Annotated in this window: 11 protein-coding genes and 1 pseudogene; 10 read left to right on the forward strand and 2 right to left on the reverse strand. The window is 57.8% G+C overall.

Annotated elements, in window-relative coordinates; genetic code table 11:
* Positions 1 to 5: 5 nt before the first annotated feature.
* The 5 genes from ACCAA_RS03730 (at position 6) to ACCAA_RS03750 (ending at position 6,631) form a co-directional block, all read left to right on the forward strand.
* Complete coding sequence (locus ACCAA_RS03730) at positions 6 to 1,556, forward strand: class I adenylate-forming enzyme family protein (RefSeq protein WP_281193155.1); 1,551 nt, start codon at positions 6 to 8, stop codon at positions 1,554 to 1,556.
* A complete protein-coding gene (locus ACCAA_RS03735; protein ID WP_186405899.1) occupies positions 1,553 to 2,680 on the forward strand; it encodes a Gfo/Idh/MocA family protein in 1,128 nt (375 codons plus the stop codon). The genes ACCAA_RS03730 and ACCAA_RS03735 overlap by 4 nt, the downstream gene beginning before the upstream one ends.
* On the forward strand, positions 2,677 to 2,961 hold the full coding sequence (locus ACCAA_RS03740) for an acyl carrier protein (protein WP_186405900.1): 285 nt from the start codon (positions 2,677 to 2,679) through the stop codon (positions 2,959 to 2,961). Before ACCAA_RS03735 ends, ACCAA_RS03740 begins: the two co-directional genes overlap by 4 nt.
* Before the next feature lie 110 nt (positions 2,962 to 3,071).
* Positions 3,072 to 5,474: a glycosyltransferase gene (locus ACCAA_RS03745; protein ID WP_186405901.1), complete on the forward strand. Its 2,403-nt coding sequence runs from the start codon at positions 3,072 to 3,074 to the stop codon at positions 5,472 to 5,474.
* Between the two features lie 11 nt (positions 5,475 to 5,485).
* Positions 5,486 to 6,631: a class I SAM-dependent methyltransferase gene (locus tag ACCAA_RS03750; protein WP_186405902.1), complete on the forward strand. Its 1,146-nt coding sequence runs from the start codon at positions 5,486 to 5,488 to the stop codon at positions 6,629 to 6,631.
* A gap of 54 nt (positions 6,632 to 6,685) precedes the next feature.
* Here ACCAA_RS03750 and ACCAA_RS03755 read toward each other — a convergent pair whose 3' ends face one another.
* Together ACCAA_RS03755 and ACCAA_RS03760 are read right to left on the reverse strand one after the other, a co-directional pair.
* Positions 6,686 to 8,554 (reverse strand): B12-binding domain-containing radical SAM protein, encoded by a 1,869-nt coding sequence (locus ACCAA_RS03755; protein WP_186405903.1) that lies wholly within the window; start codon positions 8,552 to 8,554, stop codon positions 6,686 to 6,688.
* A 220-nt stretch (positions 8,555 to 8,774) separates the two neighbouring features.
* The gene (locus tag ACCAA_RS03760) at positions 8,775 to 9,887 is read right to left on the reverse strand and encodes a DegT/DnrJ/EryC1/StrS family aminotransferase (protein WP_186405904.1); all 1,113 of its coding nucleotides are present in this window, start codon (positions 9,885 to 9,887) and stop codon (positions 8,775 to 8,777) included.
* Between the two features lie 499 nt (positions 9,888 to 10,386).
* Between ACCAA_RS03760 and ACCAA_RS03765 the strand changes: the two genes are divergently transcribed.
* The 5 genes and pseudogenes from ACCAA_RS03765 to ACCAA_RS03785 form a co-directional block, all read left to right on the forward strand.
* Positions 10,387 to 10,554 carry a type II toxin-antitoxin system HicB family antitoxin gene (locus ACCAA_RS03765; RefSeq protein ID WP_186405905.1) on the forward strand — a complete coding sequence of 56 codons (168 nt, stop codon included), beginning with the start codon at positions 10,387 to 10,389 and terminating at the stop codon, positions 10,552 to 10,554.
* A gap of 146 nt (positions 10,555 to 10,700) precedes the next feature.
* Positions 10,701 to 11,615 (forward strand): ABC transporter permease subunit, encoded by a 915-nt coding sequence (locus ACCAA_RS03770; RefSeq protein ID WP_186405906.1) that lies wholly within the window; start codon positions 10,701 to 10,703, stop codon positions 11,613 to 11,615.
* On the forward strand, positions 11,615 to 12,916 hold the full coding sequence (gene livM, locus ACCAA_RS03775; protein ID WP_186405907.1) for a high-affinity branched-chain amino acid ABC transporter permease LivM: 1,302 nt from the start codon (positions 11,615 to 11,617) through the stop codon (positions 12,914 to 12,916). Before ACCAA_RS03770 ends, livM begins: the two co-directional genes overlap by 1 nt.
* Positions 12,913 to 13,779 (forward strand): ABC transporter ATP-binding protein, encoded by an 867-nt coding sequence (locus ACCAA_RS03780; protein WP_186405908.1) that lies wholly within the window; start codon positions 12,913 to 12,915, stop codon positions 13,777 to 13,779. The genes livM and ACCAA_RS03780 overlap by 4 nt, the downstream gene beginning before the upstream one ends.
* Positions 13,779 to 14,261, forward strand: a pseudogene (locus ACCAA_RS03785) (ABC transporter ATP-binding protein); the annotation flags it as partial. The gene ACCAA_RS03780 and the pseudogene ACCAA_RS03785, both read left to right, overlap by 1 nt.
* Positions 14,262 to 14,372: the final 111 nt, after the last annotated feature.

Genomic DNA, 14,372 nt, shown 5'->3' on the forward strand with positions numbered 1-14,372 from the left:
TCCCGATGCTCGTCAACTCCCGACTCTCACCCATCTATCGTCGATTTCAGCAATCTGCAGAGAGAAATCCGGATAAATTGGCCCTCGTGGTCGGTGAGTCCCGCCAGACTTACCGCGAGTTGCTGAAAGAGGTGGATGCCCTGGCGGACGGACTTGCCAACGCCGGGCTGCGCAGTGGTGAGCACATCGGCGTCCTGCTTCCCAACTGTGCCGAATTCGTCCTGCTGCTTCTGGCCGGCGCCCGCCTCGGAGCCGTCATCGTGCCCCAGAGTCTGGGGCTTTCCCCTGAAGCGCTGGCCAATACCTTTAGAACGGCCGCTATCCGACACCTCGTCGCGTGGGCAGGAGCCGCCGACAATCTCGACCCACAGCTTCTTGCCGCCAAGGGCATATTGCTGTCCGTCGGCGGAGCGGTCGAAGGCTGGCTGGGCCTAGCGGAAATCCTTGCTTCCGGCAGGACAAACCCCCACTCCCCCCCGCTTCTTGGCGAAGACCGGCCTTACCTGCTGGTACTCACCTCCGGCGCCACGGGCGACCCGAAGCCGATCGTCCTGAGTCAGCACACCAAGTGTCTGCGCGCCGAAGCGGCGGCCGGACTGTACGGCGTCAAGGCCGACGACGTTATCATGGCCGCTACCCCCCTCTACCATTCCCTCGCGCAGCGCCTGGCCCTGATGTCCCTGATTTCCGGAGGCACGAGCGTCGTGATGGCGCATTTTTCACCGGCGGCCTGGATCGAGAACGTGTCACGCTACCAAGTCAGCTTTTCCATCGCGGTGTCCTCGCAGCTGAAGCAGATTCTGAATCACCTGGTCAGCACAGGGGAATCCCTGCCCTCGCTTCGCTGCCTGGTATCGTCTTCGGCTGTGCTTGACGATGAAACCAAGAGGTACCTGCTCGCTCGCCTGCAATGCGAGTTCCATGAGTGCTACGGGGCTTCTGAGATCGCCATTGCCACCAACCTCACGCCGACGGCGGCTCGGCGTAAGCTGGGTTCCGTGGGCACGGCCGTTCCCGGAACCGAGGTCATGATCCTCGGCGACGACGGCAAGCAGGCGCCGACCGGAACAGCCGGGGAGATCCTCTGCCGGACGCCGATGCTCTACAGCGGTTACTACGGGCAAGCGGAGACCACCACCGCCGCCAACTGGGGCGACTTCTTCCGCACGGGCGACCTGGGCACGATGGACGACGAAGGTTTTCTCTACTTTCGCGGCCGAATCAAGGACATCATCATCACGGGCGGCGTCAACGTATATCCCAAGGATATCGAGGATGTCATCGCCAGCCATCCGGAGGTCAGGGAATGCGCCGCCATTCCTCTTCTCGACGACGATATGGGTGAAGTCGCCGGGGTGGTCATCGCTTTCAATGACCCCGAAAATCCGCCCAGCCTGCGCGACATCCAGCGCCTGTGCATGCAACGCCTCGGTGACTTTCAGCAACCTCGTCGCTTCTTCGTCGTTGCCGACTTGCCGAAGAACGGTATGGGTAAAGTGGACAAACCGACCTTGCGGCAGACCTATTGCCGACCCATGACGCCGGGACAGGCATGATGCATCCCGTTCTTCCTCCGTTGCGTCTGGGCTTCATCGGCGGATCGATCCACTCGGCAGTCGGCCACACCCATTTCAACTCGAGCCGTCTGGACGGTCATTTCCGGGTCGATTGCGGCTGTTTCAGCCGCACAGCCAGCGACAATGAGGACACCGCCCGCACCTACGGTATTGCCACCGAACGTACCCATGCTTCATGGCACGAACTTCTGGAGCGGGAACGCGAGGCGCTTGACGCGGTGGTGGTGCTGGTGCCTACTCCCGGTCACCGCGAAATCGTCATCACCGCTCTCGACGCCGGCTACGCGGTCATCTGTGAAAAGGCGCTGGCGACCTCCAGCACTGAATGCCGGGCCATCGGTGAGGCCGTCGCCCGCAACCGCAGTTTTCTCGCCGTGACCTACAACTATTCCGGCTATCCGATGGTGCGTGAACTACGCCGCCTCATCGCCGAGGGTCACTTGGGTCACCTCCAGCAGATCCATATCGAGATGCCGCAGGAGGGCTTCCTGCGTCAAGGGGCAACGCCGCAGGCATGGCGCCTGCAGGACTACGCGGTTCCCACCGTATCGCTCGATCTGGGAGTACACGTACATCACCTCATTCACTTCGTGACCGGTGGCAAGCGCCCCCTTGATGTCGTCGGAGATCAGAGCACCTATGGCCAGTTCGGCGACATCATCGACAACGTCTCCTTCCTCGCCCGTTACGAGGGCGAACTGCGGGTTCAGTGCTGGTACGGCAAGACGGCTCTCGGTTACCGCAACGGCCTGCGCATTCGGGTATTCGGCAGCCAGGCCAGTGCCGAATGGTTGCAGATGCAACCTGAAGATCTGTGGCTGAGCCGGGCCGATGGCAGCCGTATCATTCTCGACCGTGGTTCCGGCGATGCCAATCTGGCACGCCAACCGCGTTATAACCGCTTCAAGCCCGGCCACCCCTCCGGTTTCATCGAAGCCTTTGCCAACCTTTACACCGACATCGCCGGTCACCTGCGCCATTTCCGGTCCGGCGAACCCGTGCCCAACGATTTCGTCTACAGCGCCCGCGAGTCGGAGGATGGACTGCTCTTTCTGGAAGCTGTCGCCCGTTCCGCCGATACAATGGCCTGGCAATCCGCATGATTAACCCTTTATCCGACTTTCCCTCGCCTGACATGACCGACCCCTGTATCCGCCAATTCGTCCTTCAACTTCTCCTGGAAAAGGGGCCGATCCCGGCCCATATCCCGATCGATGAGTATCCCTATCTGGACGTGAGGCACATCGACTCGCTGGCCTTCATCAAGTTCATCTTTCGTGTCGAGGAAAAGTTCGGCATCCGCTTCACCGAAGCCGATATTGTTGGCCAGCCAATCCGCACCGTCGGTGGACTGACGGGCCTGATAGCAGACAGTATTGGATAATCTTGAGCCGATATCACCGACCGTTCGTCACTGGTCCCGACGAGAACGCTCCAGAAAGACTGATGAGCCGGGATTACCGCGTGATGGCAACATCGCCAGGAGCAAATGAGATGACGGACATCACCCGCCCCCCTTCGGTTGAGCCCATCCCGATTCAGGCAGAGCATATTCTGCATTTTTCGGTAATTATCCCCGCCTACAATGCTGCAGAGGATATTCGACACTGCCTGGCTAGCGTTTTTGTCCAGGACTTCGATCCAGCAGGCTATGAAGTCCTGCTGGTCGATGATTGCTCCACAGATGCCACCCTTGACATTGCGTCAGGAATCGCCCGCGGCCATGGCAACCTGCAGGTGATGAGCACGCTGAAGAATAGTGGCCCCGGTATCGCGAGAAATATCGGCGTCAGCCAGGCCCGCGGCATGTGGATCATATTTCTCGACAGCGATGACACCCTCGCCCGCAACCTCTTCCGGAATTTAAAAGAATTCATGGATAACCAGGCGAGCGATCTTGATGCGATTGGCTACAACTGGGCTTTCGCCAGCGCCGACAATGGGGCCAGATTGTTACCGTCTGCCGGAAGACGTGATCAGAACCCGCTGGGTCTGATCAAGACAGATCTGTTGAAGCAATACCTTTGCCTGCACATGGATGGATCCGTCATCTACACCGCAGTACGCAGGGAACTCATAACCCAAAACCACCTTTGTTTCGCCGACGGTTATCATGAAGATGTGGATTACATTTTCATGGTGTACTGGTGTGCCAGGCGCGTCGGCTATCTTGACGAGGTGCTCTATTACAAGGGATGGCGACCGGGCTCCATCGTCAACACCATTTCCCGCCAGCATGTTCAGGGATTCATGCGCGCCTGGGCGCGGATCGCCGCCTTCATTCAAACGCACGATGAAGGCATTTTTGGCTCATTGCATTCGTTCTACCGGACGGGATTGGTGGGCGCCGTTGCCACCCGCGCAAGAGAAATATACCGCAAAGCCGGTTCGCTCGATCAGGCGACGGAACTGTATACGGAATTGTATGAATGCCTTCACAAGGAGTTCGGATCAATCCCCATTGAAGCGGGCGAAATTCCAAACACCCAATACGGGCAGATGACAGCCAATTTCCTCACCGTCTTGCAAGGCCGGAACCTGTCGAACCTGGAGAAAGGCGCCGCCATTAGCCGGTTCATGGGGGAGGCCATGGACAAGAGCTGGAGTTGCATCGATTTGCATCACTCACTTTTTCTGGCCCCCGATCAGATACGCACGTGCTGTAAACGCTTCTTCTTGGAAGGCGCCATGCGCGGTGATGTCGTCCTGTTGAACATTCCACCCGACAGCCCCATCACGATCACACCGGAATCTATTCGTAAAGCGAAGCAAGGGCTTCACCACGAGATAAACAGTGGCGGCAAGTCCCCTTGCGAAGGATGCCCATTCCTGGAGTTCAAAGAGTGGGGCTCGCTCGACAAACTGGAATTGAGGTACCTGTCATTCGAGTATCACTCGGTGTGCAACCTCAAGTGCAGCTACTGCAGTGACATCTACTTCGGTGGCAAGCAACCCCATTACGACGTGAAGCATCTGGTGAATGATTTGGGCGAATGCCATGCTCTGGACAACTGCTCCACGGTGGTGTGGGGCGGCGGTGAGCCGGTGGTGGACAAAGATTTCGACGCTCTGCTGGAAAACATGGTGCGGCGTCTACCCCATGCCAGCCAGCGCGTCCTGACTAATTCCGTCAAGCACAACAAGACGGTACAACGCCTGCTGGCTGAAAACAGGGTAAGCGTGACCACCAGTGTAGATGCAGGAACAGAAACAACCTATGTCAAGGTACGTGGCATGCCGAGTTTGAACAAAGCCATGGCAAACCTGAGACAATATGCTGAAGCCAACTCCAGCCAGGTCACAATCAAATATATATTCACCGATGACAATCGTTCGCTGGAGGAAGTCAGGGCTTTTGTTGCGCTGGTCACCGATTACAAGCTTATCGATTGCAACTTCCAGATCAGTTGCGATTTCAAGCACGAAACGCTGACTCTGGATACGGTCGTTTCGATGATAGTCATGTATGGCCTGCTGATCGATGCCGGATGCCGGCTGGCGTATTTCGATGATCTTCTGCGCCAACGTCTGAGCAAGGGACACGCCGAATCGGCAGAGGTTATTCAGCACACCTTGAAGGGACTCGGACTCGGCCACACACTGGCGGACAAGTCCGCCTACGAGTCGGTCGCCATCTGGGGTGCGGGTTGGCAATCCAGATACCTGATAGAGAAGTCTGCATTTTTCCGGGACGTCAGAGTCGCGTATTTCATTGATTCCCGGCCCTCGGTAATTGGCAAAGACTTCATGGGCTACGGTATTTTTGGTCCGGATACCCTGCTGAAAACTGACATCCCCGTCGTGATATCTGCCGTGCAGAATCTGCCTTTGATCCATCAGTCTTTCGTGACGCTCGGATTAGACAAGTCGCGACTGATCAATAAACTGATCCTTTAGAAAGCGCATCGATGGCAATAAAAGCAGGCCAGATCAACATCCATGAGCCAATCGGCGCGCTCAAGCCAACGCTTATATTTCCGGCCGGCATGCCGCGTTCGCTGGATTACCTGGAAAAATGCAGGCGTGAAGGACAGCCCGTAATCGGTTCTTCTTCACTGCCTTACGACGTATGCAAGCCGCTGTATCCCGCCTGGGCCTACCTCCCTTATATCACCGATTCGACGTTCAGGGATGCGCTAACAAAGACCATCAGGGAACACGGGCTGGGCATGATTTACTCGCCAAATCCTGTGGTCTGGAACTATCTGCAACGCGCTCTGAAAGACATCGACTCGGAGGTCACGCTGGTCAATGGCTCCCCGGTCGAGAGCGAATTGGGGGACTACCGGGCGGCCCTCCAGCATGCAAACAAGGCTCTGAACTTCCCGCTGTCCATTGCCTCCAGCCATCCGCTCAAGGCGCCAGTATCGGAACTGGAGATCGCTATCCTGTTCAAGCATGGCAACGTCATCTCCGGAATGTGTGATGACGAAAAAATTGCCGCCCTGTGCGAAATTGCCAGGCATAGCCCTGAAGGCGACCTCGTCGAAATCGGCAGTTGGTGGGGGAAATCGGCTTTTATATTGGCAAAGCTGGCTCAATACTACGCGATCGGAAATCTTCTCTGCGTCGACCCATGGAAGTCCGAGCATCTGGTGCAGCATGATAAAGGGGGTCTGGTTGATGGCGGAATCTCGCAATATGATTGTGAGGAGGCCCTGAAGGTCTTCATAATGAATCTATTGCCCTACAGCAGAGGCGACATCAACTATCTCCGCATGCCTTCCACTGCGGCGGCCGCTACCTATAAATCCGGGGAAACAGTCCATTCGGCGGCTTTTGGCACCACCCATTATACTGGAGAAATCGCCATTTTGCATATCGACGGCAATCACAGCGAGGATGCAGTCAGGGCCGATATGGAGTCATGGTGTGAGCGCGTCAAAGCCGGTGGCTGGATTATCGTGGATGACTACCTGTGGCCGTATGGCGACGGCCCGCGCCATATTGCTGATGAGTATCTGGAGGCAAACCACTGCAGACTCAGTTCTGCCTTTGTCATGGGTACCGCATTGTTTATGCAGATTTCCCTTGAACAATCCGACGCTGTTTGACCGGCATCGGCAGCGACGGATTTCCTTCCGGCCGGCCAACGTCTAATCTGTCCGCTATGTTTTTGCCATACTTAATAGATCGCTGATGGAAACAAGGCTCTCGATTTCGGGATATTCATCGAGAATCGGTTGCCGCAATCCCGCATAGTACTGGACGACAGAAACAACAATGCATTTGATGCGCTCCCTGTCTATCACGGATGGCGATTCTATTTTATGAGGGCCAACGGAAAGCCCCACCCTGGCTTCGGACTTGTCAACGATAACCATATCAGCGGGGTCCAGATCCAGCTTTTCCAGAAGGGCATAGATGTAAGCGTTTATTCCCCAGATGGCGACCTTTCCATACTCTGAATTAAGAGCAGAAATTGAGTGTTCAATGATATTCCCTATCTCATTCGGGATTGGGCTTACATGTTTTCTTCCACACTGGACGCAAGCCAATGTCTCGGTAACAAAGAGTCGGTTCTTTTCCCACCTGTTTGACGCATGACATTGGACGCATTCGCCGGTGAGGTCGATGCTGGAATTGGCCAAGTCGAGGGTGTAATTGATTTGCCCCTCTGGCATCGAATGCATCATGCGAGGCAATGACAGGATCTGCCCGAACATCCAGGCGTAATCTTCATGGCTCATTTTCGTCAGCTTGATTAGCGGACAGCCGTCCTTGATGAACTTGACCGGTTCCGGGATCAGTCCGTCTCGCACTGCGTCCTTGTAGACGGGACTTCCGGGATATGTAATGATGGCGCTCAACTGAAGCTCGTATTGCCTGTTTGCCTTCCACCAGTCGAACGTGCGTTGCGCACTTTCTCTTGTTTCGGCTGGGTCGCCAAAAATCAAAACGCCTTGTATGCCGATCCCGGACTTATAAACCATTTTCAAGGCACGATCATGGTGGTGAACTCTGATACCCTTTTTCATGCTTTTCAGAATCCGGTCGTCTGCACTTTCTATTCCAAAGGCCATCGTCGCGCAATTTGATTCTTTCAGAAGGTCAACGATTTCCTGCGTGATATCGCAAGTTCTGAACTGGGCAAGCCATTTTATGCCATAAGGCTTTATTCTGTCGCAGAACTCTTTGAGTCGTTTGGTTTTCTTGCCAAACAGGAAGAGTTCATCCTGGATGGACAGGTATTTGACACCAAATTCTGCCACCATATAGTCAATTTCCCTGAACACGTCGTCCAGACTGCGCTGACGAAATGTCTGGCCGCTGGGGTGGAAGCAAAACGTACATCTAAAAGGACAGGATCTGCCTGTAACGATGGGCAAAGTGTTGTATTCGGACATGCCGATCGTATTAGGAACGGAATTGAGCAAGTCTCTAAAATTAAAGCTCTCGTAATCGGGATAGGGTATTTCTTCCAGAGGAACTGGTTCAGGCTCGCCCGCTGTTTTGGTGAATTTGCCGTTGTGCTGAATGATCAACCCTGGAATGGACCATGGGTTCTCCCCATTTTCCAGGCAATGCAGCAATGATGGAAAGGTAAGCTCGGCTTCCCCGATCACACCGTAGGCACATATTTCCAGGGCGGCCATCGCCGTTTCCGGCGCGCTTGAAATAATCCCGCCGCCGCAAACGCACAAGATGTTCTTTTTGTGTTTCTTCGCGGCATCAAAGATCTCCTTTATTGCGCCGTATTGTCCGGTCACTCCGCCGGTACTCACCGTTCCAATCTGTTTTTCTTTAATGACTTTTTCGAGGATGTCGCTGATGGACCCTTCCACATGATTCAAGTTCAACGTGTGGACATTGAACCCGGCCTTCTTTGCACATGAAGAAACGTAGGCAACTCCCATTGGAAATTGATACCAATCCCCAATCTTGTTAACTATGCGCGGCACCACCAACAAATGATTTCGCTCGGTCACTTTATGAAACTTCCTGGAGGCCGGGATGAATCTCAAGAGATTTTGCATTTGCTCTGTCATTTTTGCGCCTAGCTGCGGAGAAGAAAAAATTCGATGGTAAGCGGTCCGCAAAAAGTCTTTCGTGTGTCGAGGCGCGCATTTTCTAGGCGGCGGGCCTCTGAAGATCGAAGAACTTATCCGAGAGCGCTTATCCTGCAGCATCAGCACCCGTTGGCGACCGGCGATCCGCCTATTCCGCGCCCAAGGCCGAAAGCGGGACAATGTCAATTCAGCGACTCTTGGAAACAATCTCGATGATTTGCTCAAGTGTTGCAGATTCGATATCAGGATAGATCGGCAGACAAAGTACCTGTCTGGCAATTTGCGTCGCCACCGGCAGGTTGGCTGGCGCCGCTGAGGCAATTCCCCGGTACATTGGCAAATCACTGATCAATGGATAAAAATAGCGACGAACGAAAATGCTGTTCCTGCGAAATTCATCGTAGAGTTGATCTCGTGAAATGGCGTACTCGGGGCCAATCAGGACCGGAAAATAGCCTCCATTCGACTTGACTCCTTCAGCAACCGGGATGCTCTCTACTCCTGGAACTTCTGCCAGAGCCTCGCGGTAACGGCGAGCGATATCGAGGCGCGCGGCAATGGCAGCGTCTATGTACTTCAGTTGCAGCAAGCCGAGGGCGGCCTGAAACTCGCTCATCTTGCCGTTGATGCCGGGCGCGACAACAGTGACCTCGTCGGCAAAACCGAAGTTCTTCAGGTAATCGATGCGCTGCTTGAGTTTCGCATCATGGCAGACGATTGCCCCGCCTTCGAAGGTGTTGAACACTTTGGTCGCATGAAAACTCAGTACCGCCAGATCGCCCTGCTCCAGCAGCGAACGCCCGTCAACGGTTACCCCGAAGGCGTGGGCTGCATCGTAGATCAGCTTCAGCGCGTAGGTATCGGCGATCTGCTGCAGGCGGTCAGCGGCGCACGGATTGCCGTAGCAATGGACCGGCAGGATGGCGGTGGTTCGGGGGCTGAGGGCGGCTTCGACCAGTTCCTCATCCAGATTGCAGGTATCGCGACGGATATCGACGAAAACCGGTTTGATTCCGTTCCAGAGCAGCGCATGCGTCGTCGCGGCGAAGGTGTACGGCGTCGTGATGACCTCGCCCGTGATCCGCAGGGTCTGTAGAGCGGTGATCAGCGCCAGCGTGCCGTTGGTGAACAAGGAGACGTGCGGAACACCGAGATATTGCCTGAGAGCTTCCTCGAACTGCTGGTGAAACGGCCCGCCATTGGTGAGTCGCCGGCTTTCCCAGATCTCCGCCAGATAGGGAAGGAATTCGTCCAGCGGCGGCAGGTAGGGTCGAGTGAGGAATGTGGGCTTGTCTGGCATACGTTCCCAGGCGGTGGGTGGCAACCGAAGTGCCCCATTATGCACCGCATGACGAAAATTGTGCTCCTCGAGTTGTTCCGCACGACCGAGGTTCGTCTTGACCTAGCGTGGCAGAAGCGCGCGCCTTTGCTTCGCGCCATCATGGTGACCTTGTTCGCAGGTGCGAAGCACATCCACCGTGACCGATGCGCTTCCCTTCGGTCAGCACATGCTACGCACCGGAAATACTCAGGCGTCGTGTGAGAGGTGACAAAAGACGCTCGGCGCCGTAACATCCGGCCATGAAGCTATTTCGGTGGCGTCCAGGGAAGAACGAAACCCGATACCTCAGCAAGGGTGGCCACGATGGAATCCATTCGATGGCCTCTCGGGGAAGAAAGCGCATTGCAGACCATTGCAAGCCACCTTGCGGTTCCGCGCGGTCCCGAATTCCGCGTTCGCTGCATCCGGACCGCGGCCACGCGACGAAGGACGGGAACAAGGAGGAGGAGAGCCAGCCATGAACCAAACCTACACCGCAGTAATCAAGCAGGATGCCGACTGGTGGATCGGCTGGATAGAAGACGTGCCTGGGGTAAATTGTCAGGAATCTTCACGCGAAGCGTTGTTACAGTTACTGCGCGAGACTTTGATCGAAGCCATTGACTTCAATCGCGCAGAGCAGTAACCACTTGGCGACCAAGATTTGCCGTGATCTCGGCATCCCGGGGCCAACAAGGTTCTGACAATTCGCTTGACTTGGACACCTCGCTGGCATTCCGCCCGCACCGGTGAGCCCCGCGTTTCACGCCCGCAACAAGGAGGAGGAGAACCATGGCTCTCGCACTTCAACAACTGATCAACGGCCTCACCCTGGGCGCGGTCTATGGCCTGATCGCCATCGGGTACACGATGGTGTACGGGATCATCGGCATGATCAACTTCGCGCACGGCGACATCTACATGGTCAGCGCTTTCATCGCGGTCACCGTGTTCACGCTGCTGGCTGGCTTCGGCATCAGCTCGGTGCCGCTATCGCTGCTGGTAGTGCTGCTGGTCGCCGTTTTCTTCACCTCGATCTACGGCTGGACGGTCGAGCGAACGGCCTACCGCCCGCTGCGCGGTTCGACCCGCCTGGCGCCGCTGATTTCGGCGATCGGCATGTCGATCTTCCTGCAGAACATGGTGCAACTCACCCAGGGCGCACGCGTCAAGCCGATCGCGCCGGTGCTGGTCGGCGGTATCGACGTCCTGACCGTCGATGGTTTCACGGTTCGTCTGGCCTACTCGCAGATTCTGATCGTCGTTGTTACCGTAACGCTGATGACGGGCTTCACCTGGCTGATCACCAAAACGTCCTTCGGGCGCCAGCAGCGCTCGTGCGAGCAGGACCGATTGATGACCTCGCTGCTCGGCATCAACGTCGACCGGACGATCTCGCTGACTTTCATGCTCGGCGCCGCCCTCGCCGCGGTCGCCGGGGTCATGGTCACGGTTTACTATGGCGTCGTCGATTTCTTCATCGGCTTCGTCGCCGGCATCAAGGCATTTACCGCTGCTGTCCTCGGCGGAATTGGCTCGCTGCCGGGGGCGATGCTCGGCGGCCTCTTGATCGGCCTGATCGAAGCCTTCTGGGCGGCGTATCTGTCGGCCGAATACAAGGACGTGGCGACTTTCACCATCCTGATCGTGGTGTTGATGTTTCGCCCTTCCGGTCTGCTCGGTCGCCCTGAAGTGGAGAAAGTCTGATGGCTGCCCTCATTCTTGCCCACCACCAGACGTCGCCGGCCGAGCGTCTCAAGGACGCCGCCGCAGTCGCTTTCATCGCCCTGCTGCTCGGCATCCCGATGATCGGCCTGTTGACCGTCGATCAGGGCGGCGCGCTGCGCATTGCGACGCGCTGGCCCGCGCTGTTCGCTTTTGTCGCCGCCTGCTTCGTCGGCCGCCTGGTCTTGCGCTATGCCCTTGATCAGTGGCGGGCGCGCCAGTTGGCGCGCGATCAGGCGGACACCCCCGCTAAGGAAGTGAGCCTGGCGACCAACCCGCTACTGAACTGGATCGGCTGGGTCGCGCTCGGTGTGTCGGTGGCGCTGCCGATCGTTTTTGCCGAAAACCGTTACGTCGTCGATACGGCGACCACGGTGCTGATCTACGTCATGCTCGGCTGGGGCCTGAACGTCGTCGTCGGCCTGGCCGGCCTGCTCGACCTCGGCTACGTCGCTTTCTACGCCGTCGGTGCCTATACCTACGGCCTGCTGTCGACGCAGTTCGGCTGGGGTTTCTGGTCGGCGCTGCCGGTCGCCGGCGCGATCACCGCCAGCTTCGGCGTCCTGCTCGGCTGGCCGACGCTGCGCCTGCGCGGCGACTATCTGGCCATCGTGACGCTGGGTTTCGGCGAGATCATCCGCATCATCCTGGTGAACTGGACCGAGTTGTCCGGCGGCCCAAACGGGATCGCTTCGATTCCCCGGCCATCGTTCTTCGGCCTGCCTTTCAAACCGCCCGGCGACGATCCCACCTTTGCCTCGTTCTTCGGTCTCGAATACGCGACCCATCAGCGGATCGTTTTTCTCTATTACCTGATCCTTGTCCTGGCGCTGCTCACCAACCTGTTCGTCTCGCGGATGCGCCGGCTACCGATCGGGCGCGCCTGGGAGGCGATGCGCGAGGACGAGATTGCCTGCAAGGCGATGGGAATCAATGCGCGCAACGTCAAGCTGTCGGCTTTTGCCATCGGCGCCATGCTCGGTGGCTTCGCCGGCGTTTTCTTCGCTGCCCGGCAGGGCTTCATCTCGCCCGAATCATTCACCTTCAGCGAGTCGGCAATCATTCTGGCGATCGTCGTTCTCGGCGGCATGGGCAGTCAGCTCGGCGTCGTTCTCGCTTCACTGGTGCTGGTCCTGCTGCCCGAGCTGGGGCGTGACTTCGCCGAATACCGGATGCTGCTCTTCGGCGCGGCGATGATCCTGATCATGATCTGGAAACCGGGCGGCATCCTCTCGCATCGCGAGCCGACACTGCGCTACTTCGCCAACGGAGGGCGCCGATGACCGCCCCGGCACCGCTCCTGAGCGTCGAGCACCTGACCATGCGCTTCGGCGGCCTCCTGGCCATCGACGACCTGTCGCTAGACGTTGCGGCGCGCAAGATTACCGGCGTGATCGGACCGAACGGTGCCGGCAAGACGACCTTTTTCAACTGCCTGACCGGCTTCTACAAGCCGACGATCGGCAGCGTTCGCCTCAATCACCCGCAGCGCGGAGTGCTGCGGCTCGAAGCGTTGGCCAGTCATCAGGTCGCGCGTTCGGCGCAGGTCGTGCGCACTTTTCAGAACATCCGCCTGTTTCCGCAAATGACCGTGCTCGAAAACCTGATCGTCGCCCAGCACAACGCGCTGCAGCACGCCTCGCGCTTTTCGCTCGCCGGTCTGCTCGGCCTGCCGGCTTATCGCCGGGCCGAAGCCGCGGCGATGGCCAAGGCGGTCGGCTGGCTGGAGCGCCTGAAGCTGATCGAGAAGGCCGACACGCCGGCCGGTGCCCTGCCCTACGGCATGCAGCGGCGCATCGAGATCGCCCGCGCGCTGTGCGTAGACCCCTTGCTGCTGTGCCTTGACGAACCCGCCGCCGGTCTCAATCCGCGTGAGTCAGCCGAACTCAACGAACTGCTCAAGCACCTGTCACGCGACGAGGGGATCGCCATCCTGCTCATCGAACACGACATGAGCGTCGTGATGAATGTCTCCGACCACCTCTGTGTCCTCAACTATGGCCGCAAGATCGCCGAAGGCACGCCGGCGCAGATCCAGAAAGATCCGAACGTGATCAAGGCCTATCTCGGCGAGGAGGACGCGGACGAGATGCGTGCCGATGAACTGCGTGCCGATGAAGCGATTGATCAGGAGGCCGTCCGATGATGCTCCAACTGTCCGGCGTGCATGCCCACTATGGCGCCATTCACGCGCTGCATGGTGTTGATCTGGCGGTCCAGGTCGGCGAGGTGGTGACGCTGATCGGTGCCAACGGAGCCGGCAAGTCGACCCTGATGATGGCCATCTTCGGCCAGCCACGGGCGTCAGGCGGGCGCGTCGTTTTCGATGGTGAGGACATTACCCGTCTGCCGACGCACGAGATCGCCCGCCGCGGCATTGCGCTGGTTCCCGAAGGCCGGCGCATCTTTCCGCGCATGACGGTCCTGGAGAACCTGCAGATGGGCGCCGTCCTGGGCGAAGAAATGAACTTCGAGGTCGACCTGAAGCGCATGTACTCGCTCTTCCCTATCCTCGAGGAACGCTGCGCACAGCGCGCCGGAACGCTCTCGGGTGGCGAGCAGCAGATGCTGGCCATCGCCCGCGCGTTGATGAGCCGGCCGCAACTGCTGTTGCTCGACGAACCCTCGTTGGGCCTGGCGCCACTGTACATCAAGAAAATCTTCCAGATCGTTCGCCAACTGAACCGCGACCACGGGATGACCATCCTGCTCGTCGAGCAGAACGCGCACCACGCGCTG

This window comes from Candidatus Accumulibacter aalborgensis, assembly GCF_900089955.1.
Classification (GTDB): Bacteria; Pseudomonadota; Gammaproteobacteria; order Burkholderiales; family Rhodocyclaceae; genus Accumulibacter; species Accumulibacter aalborgensis.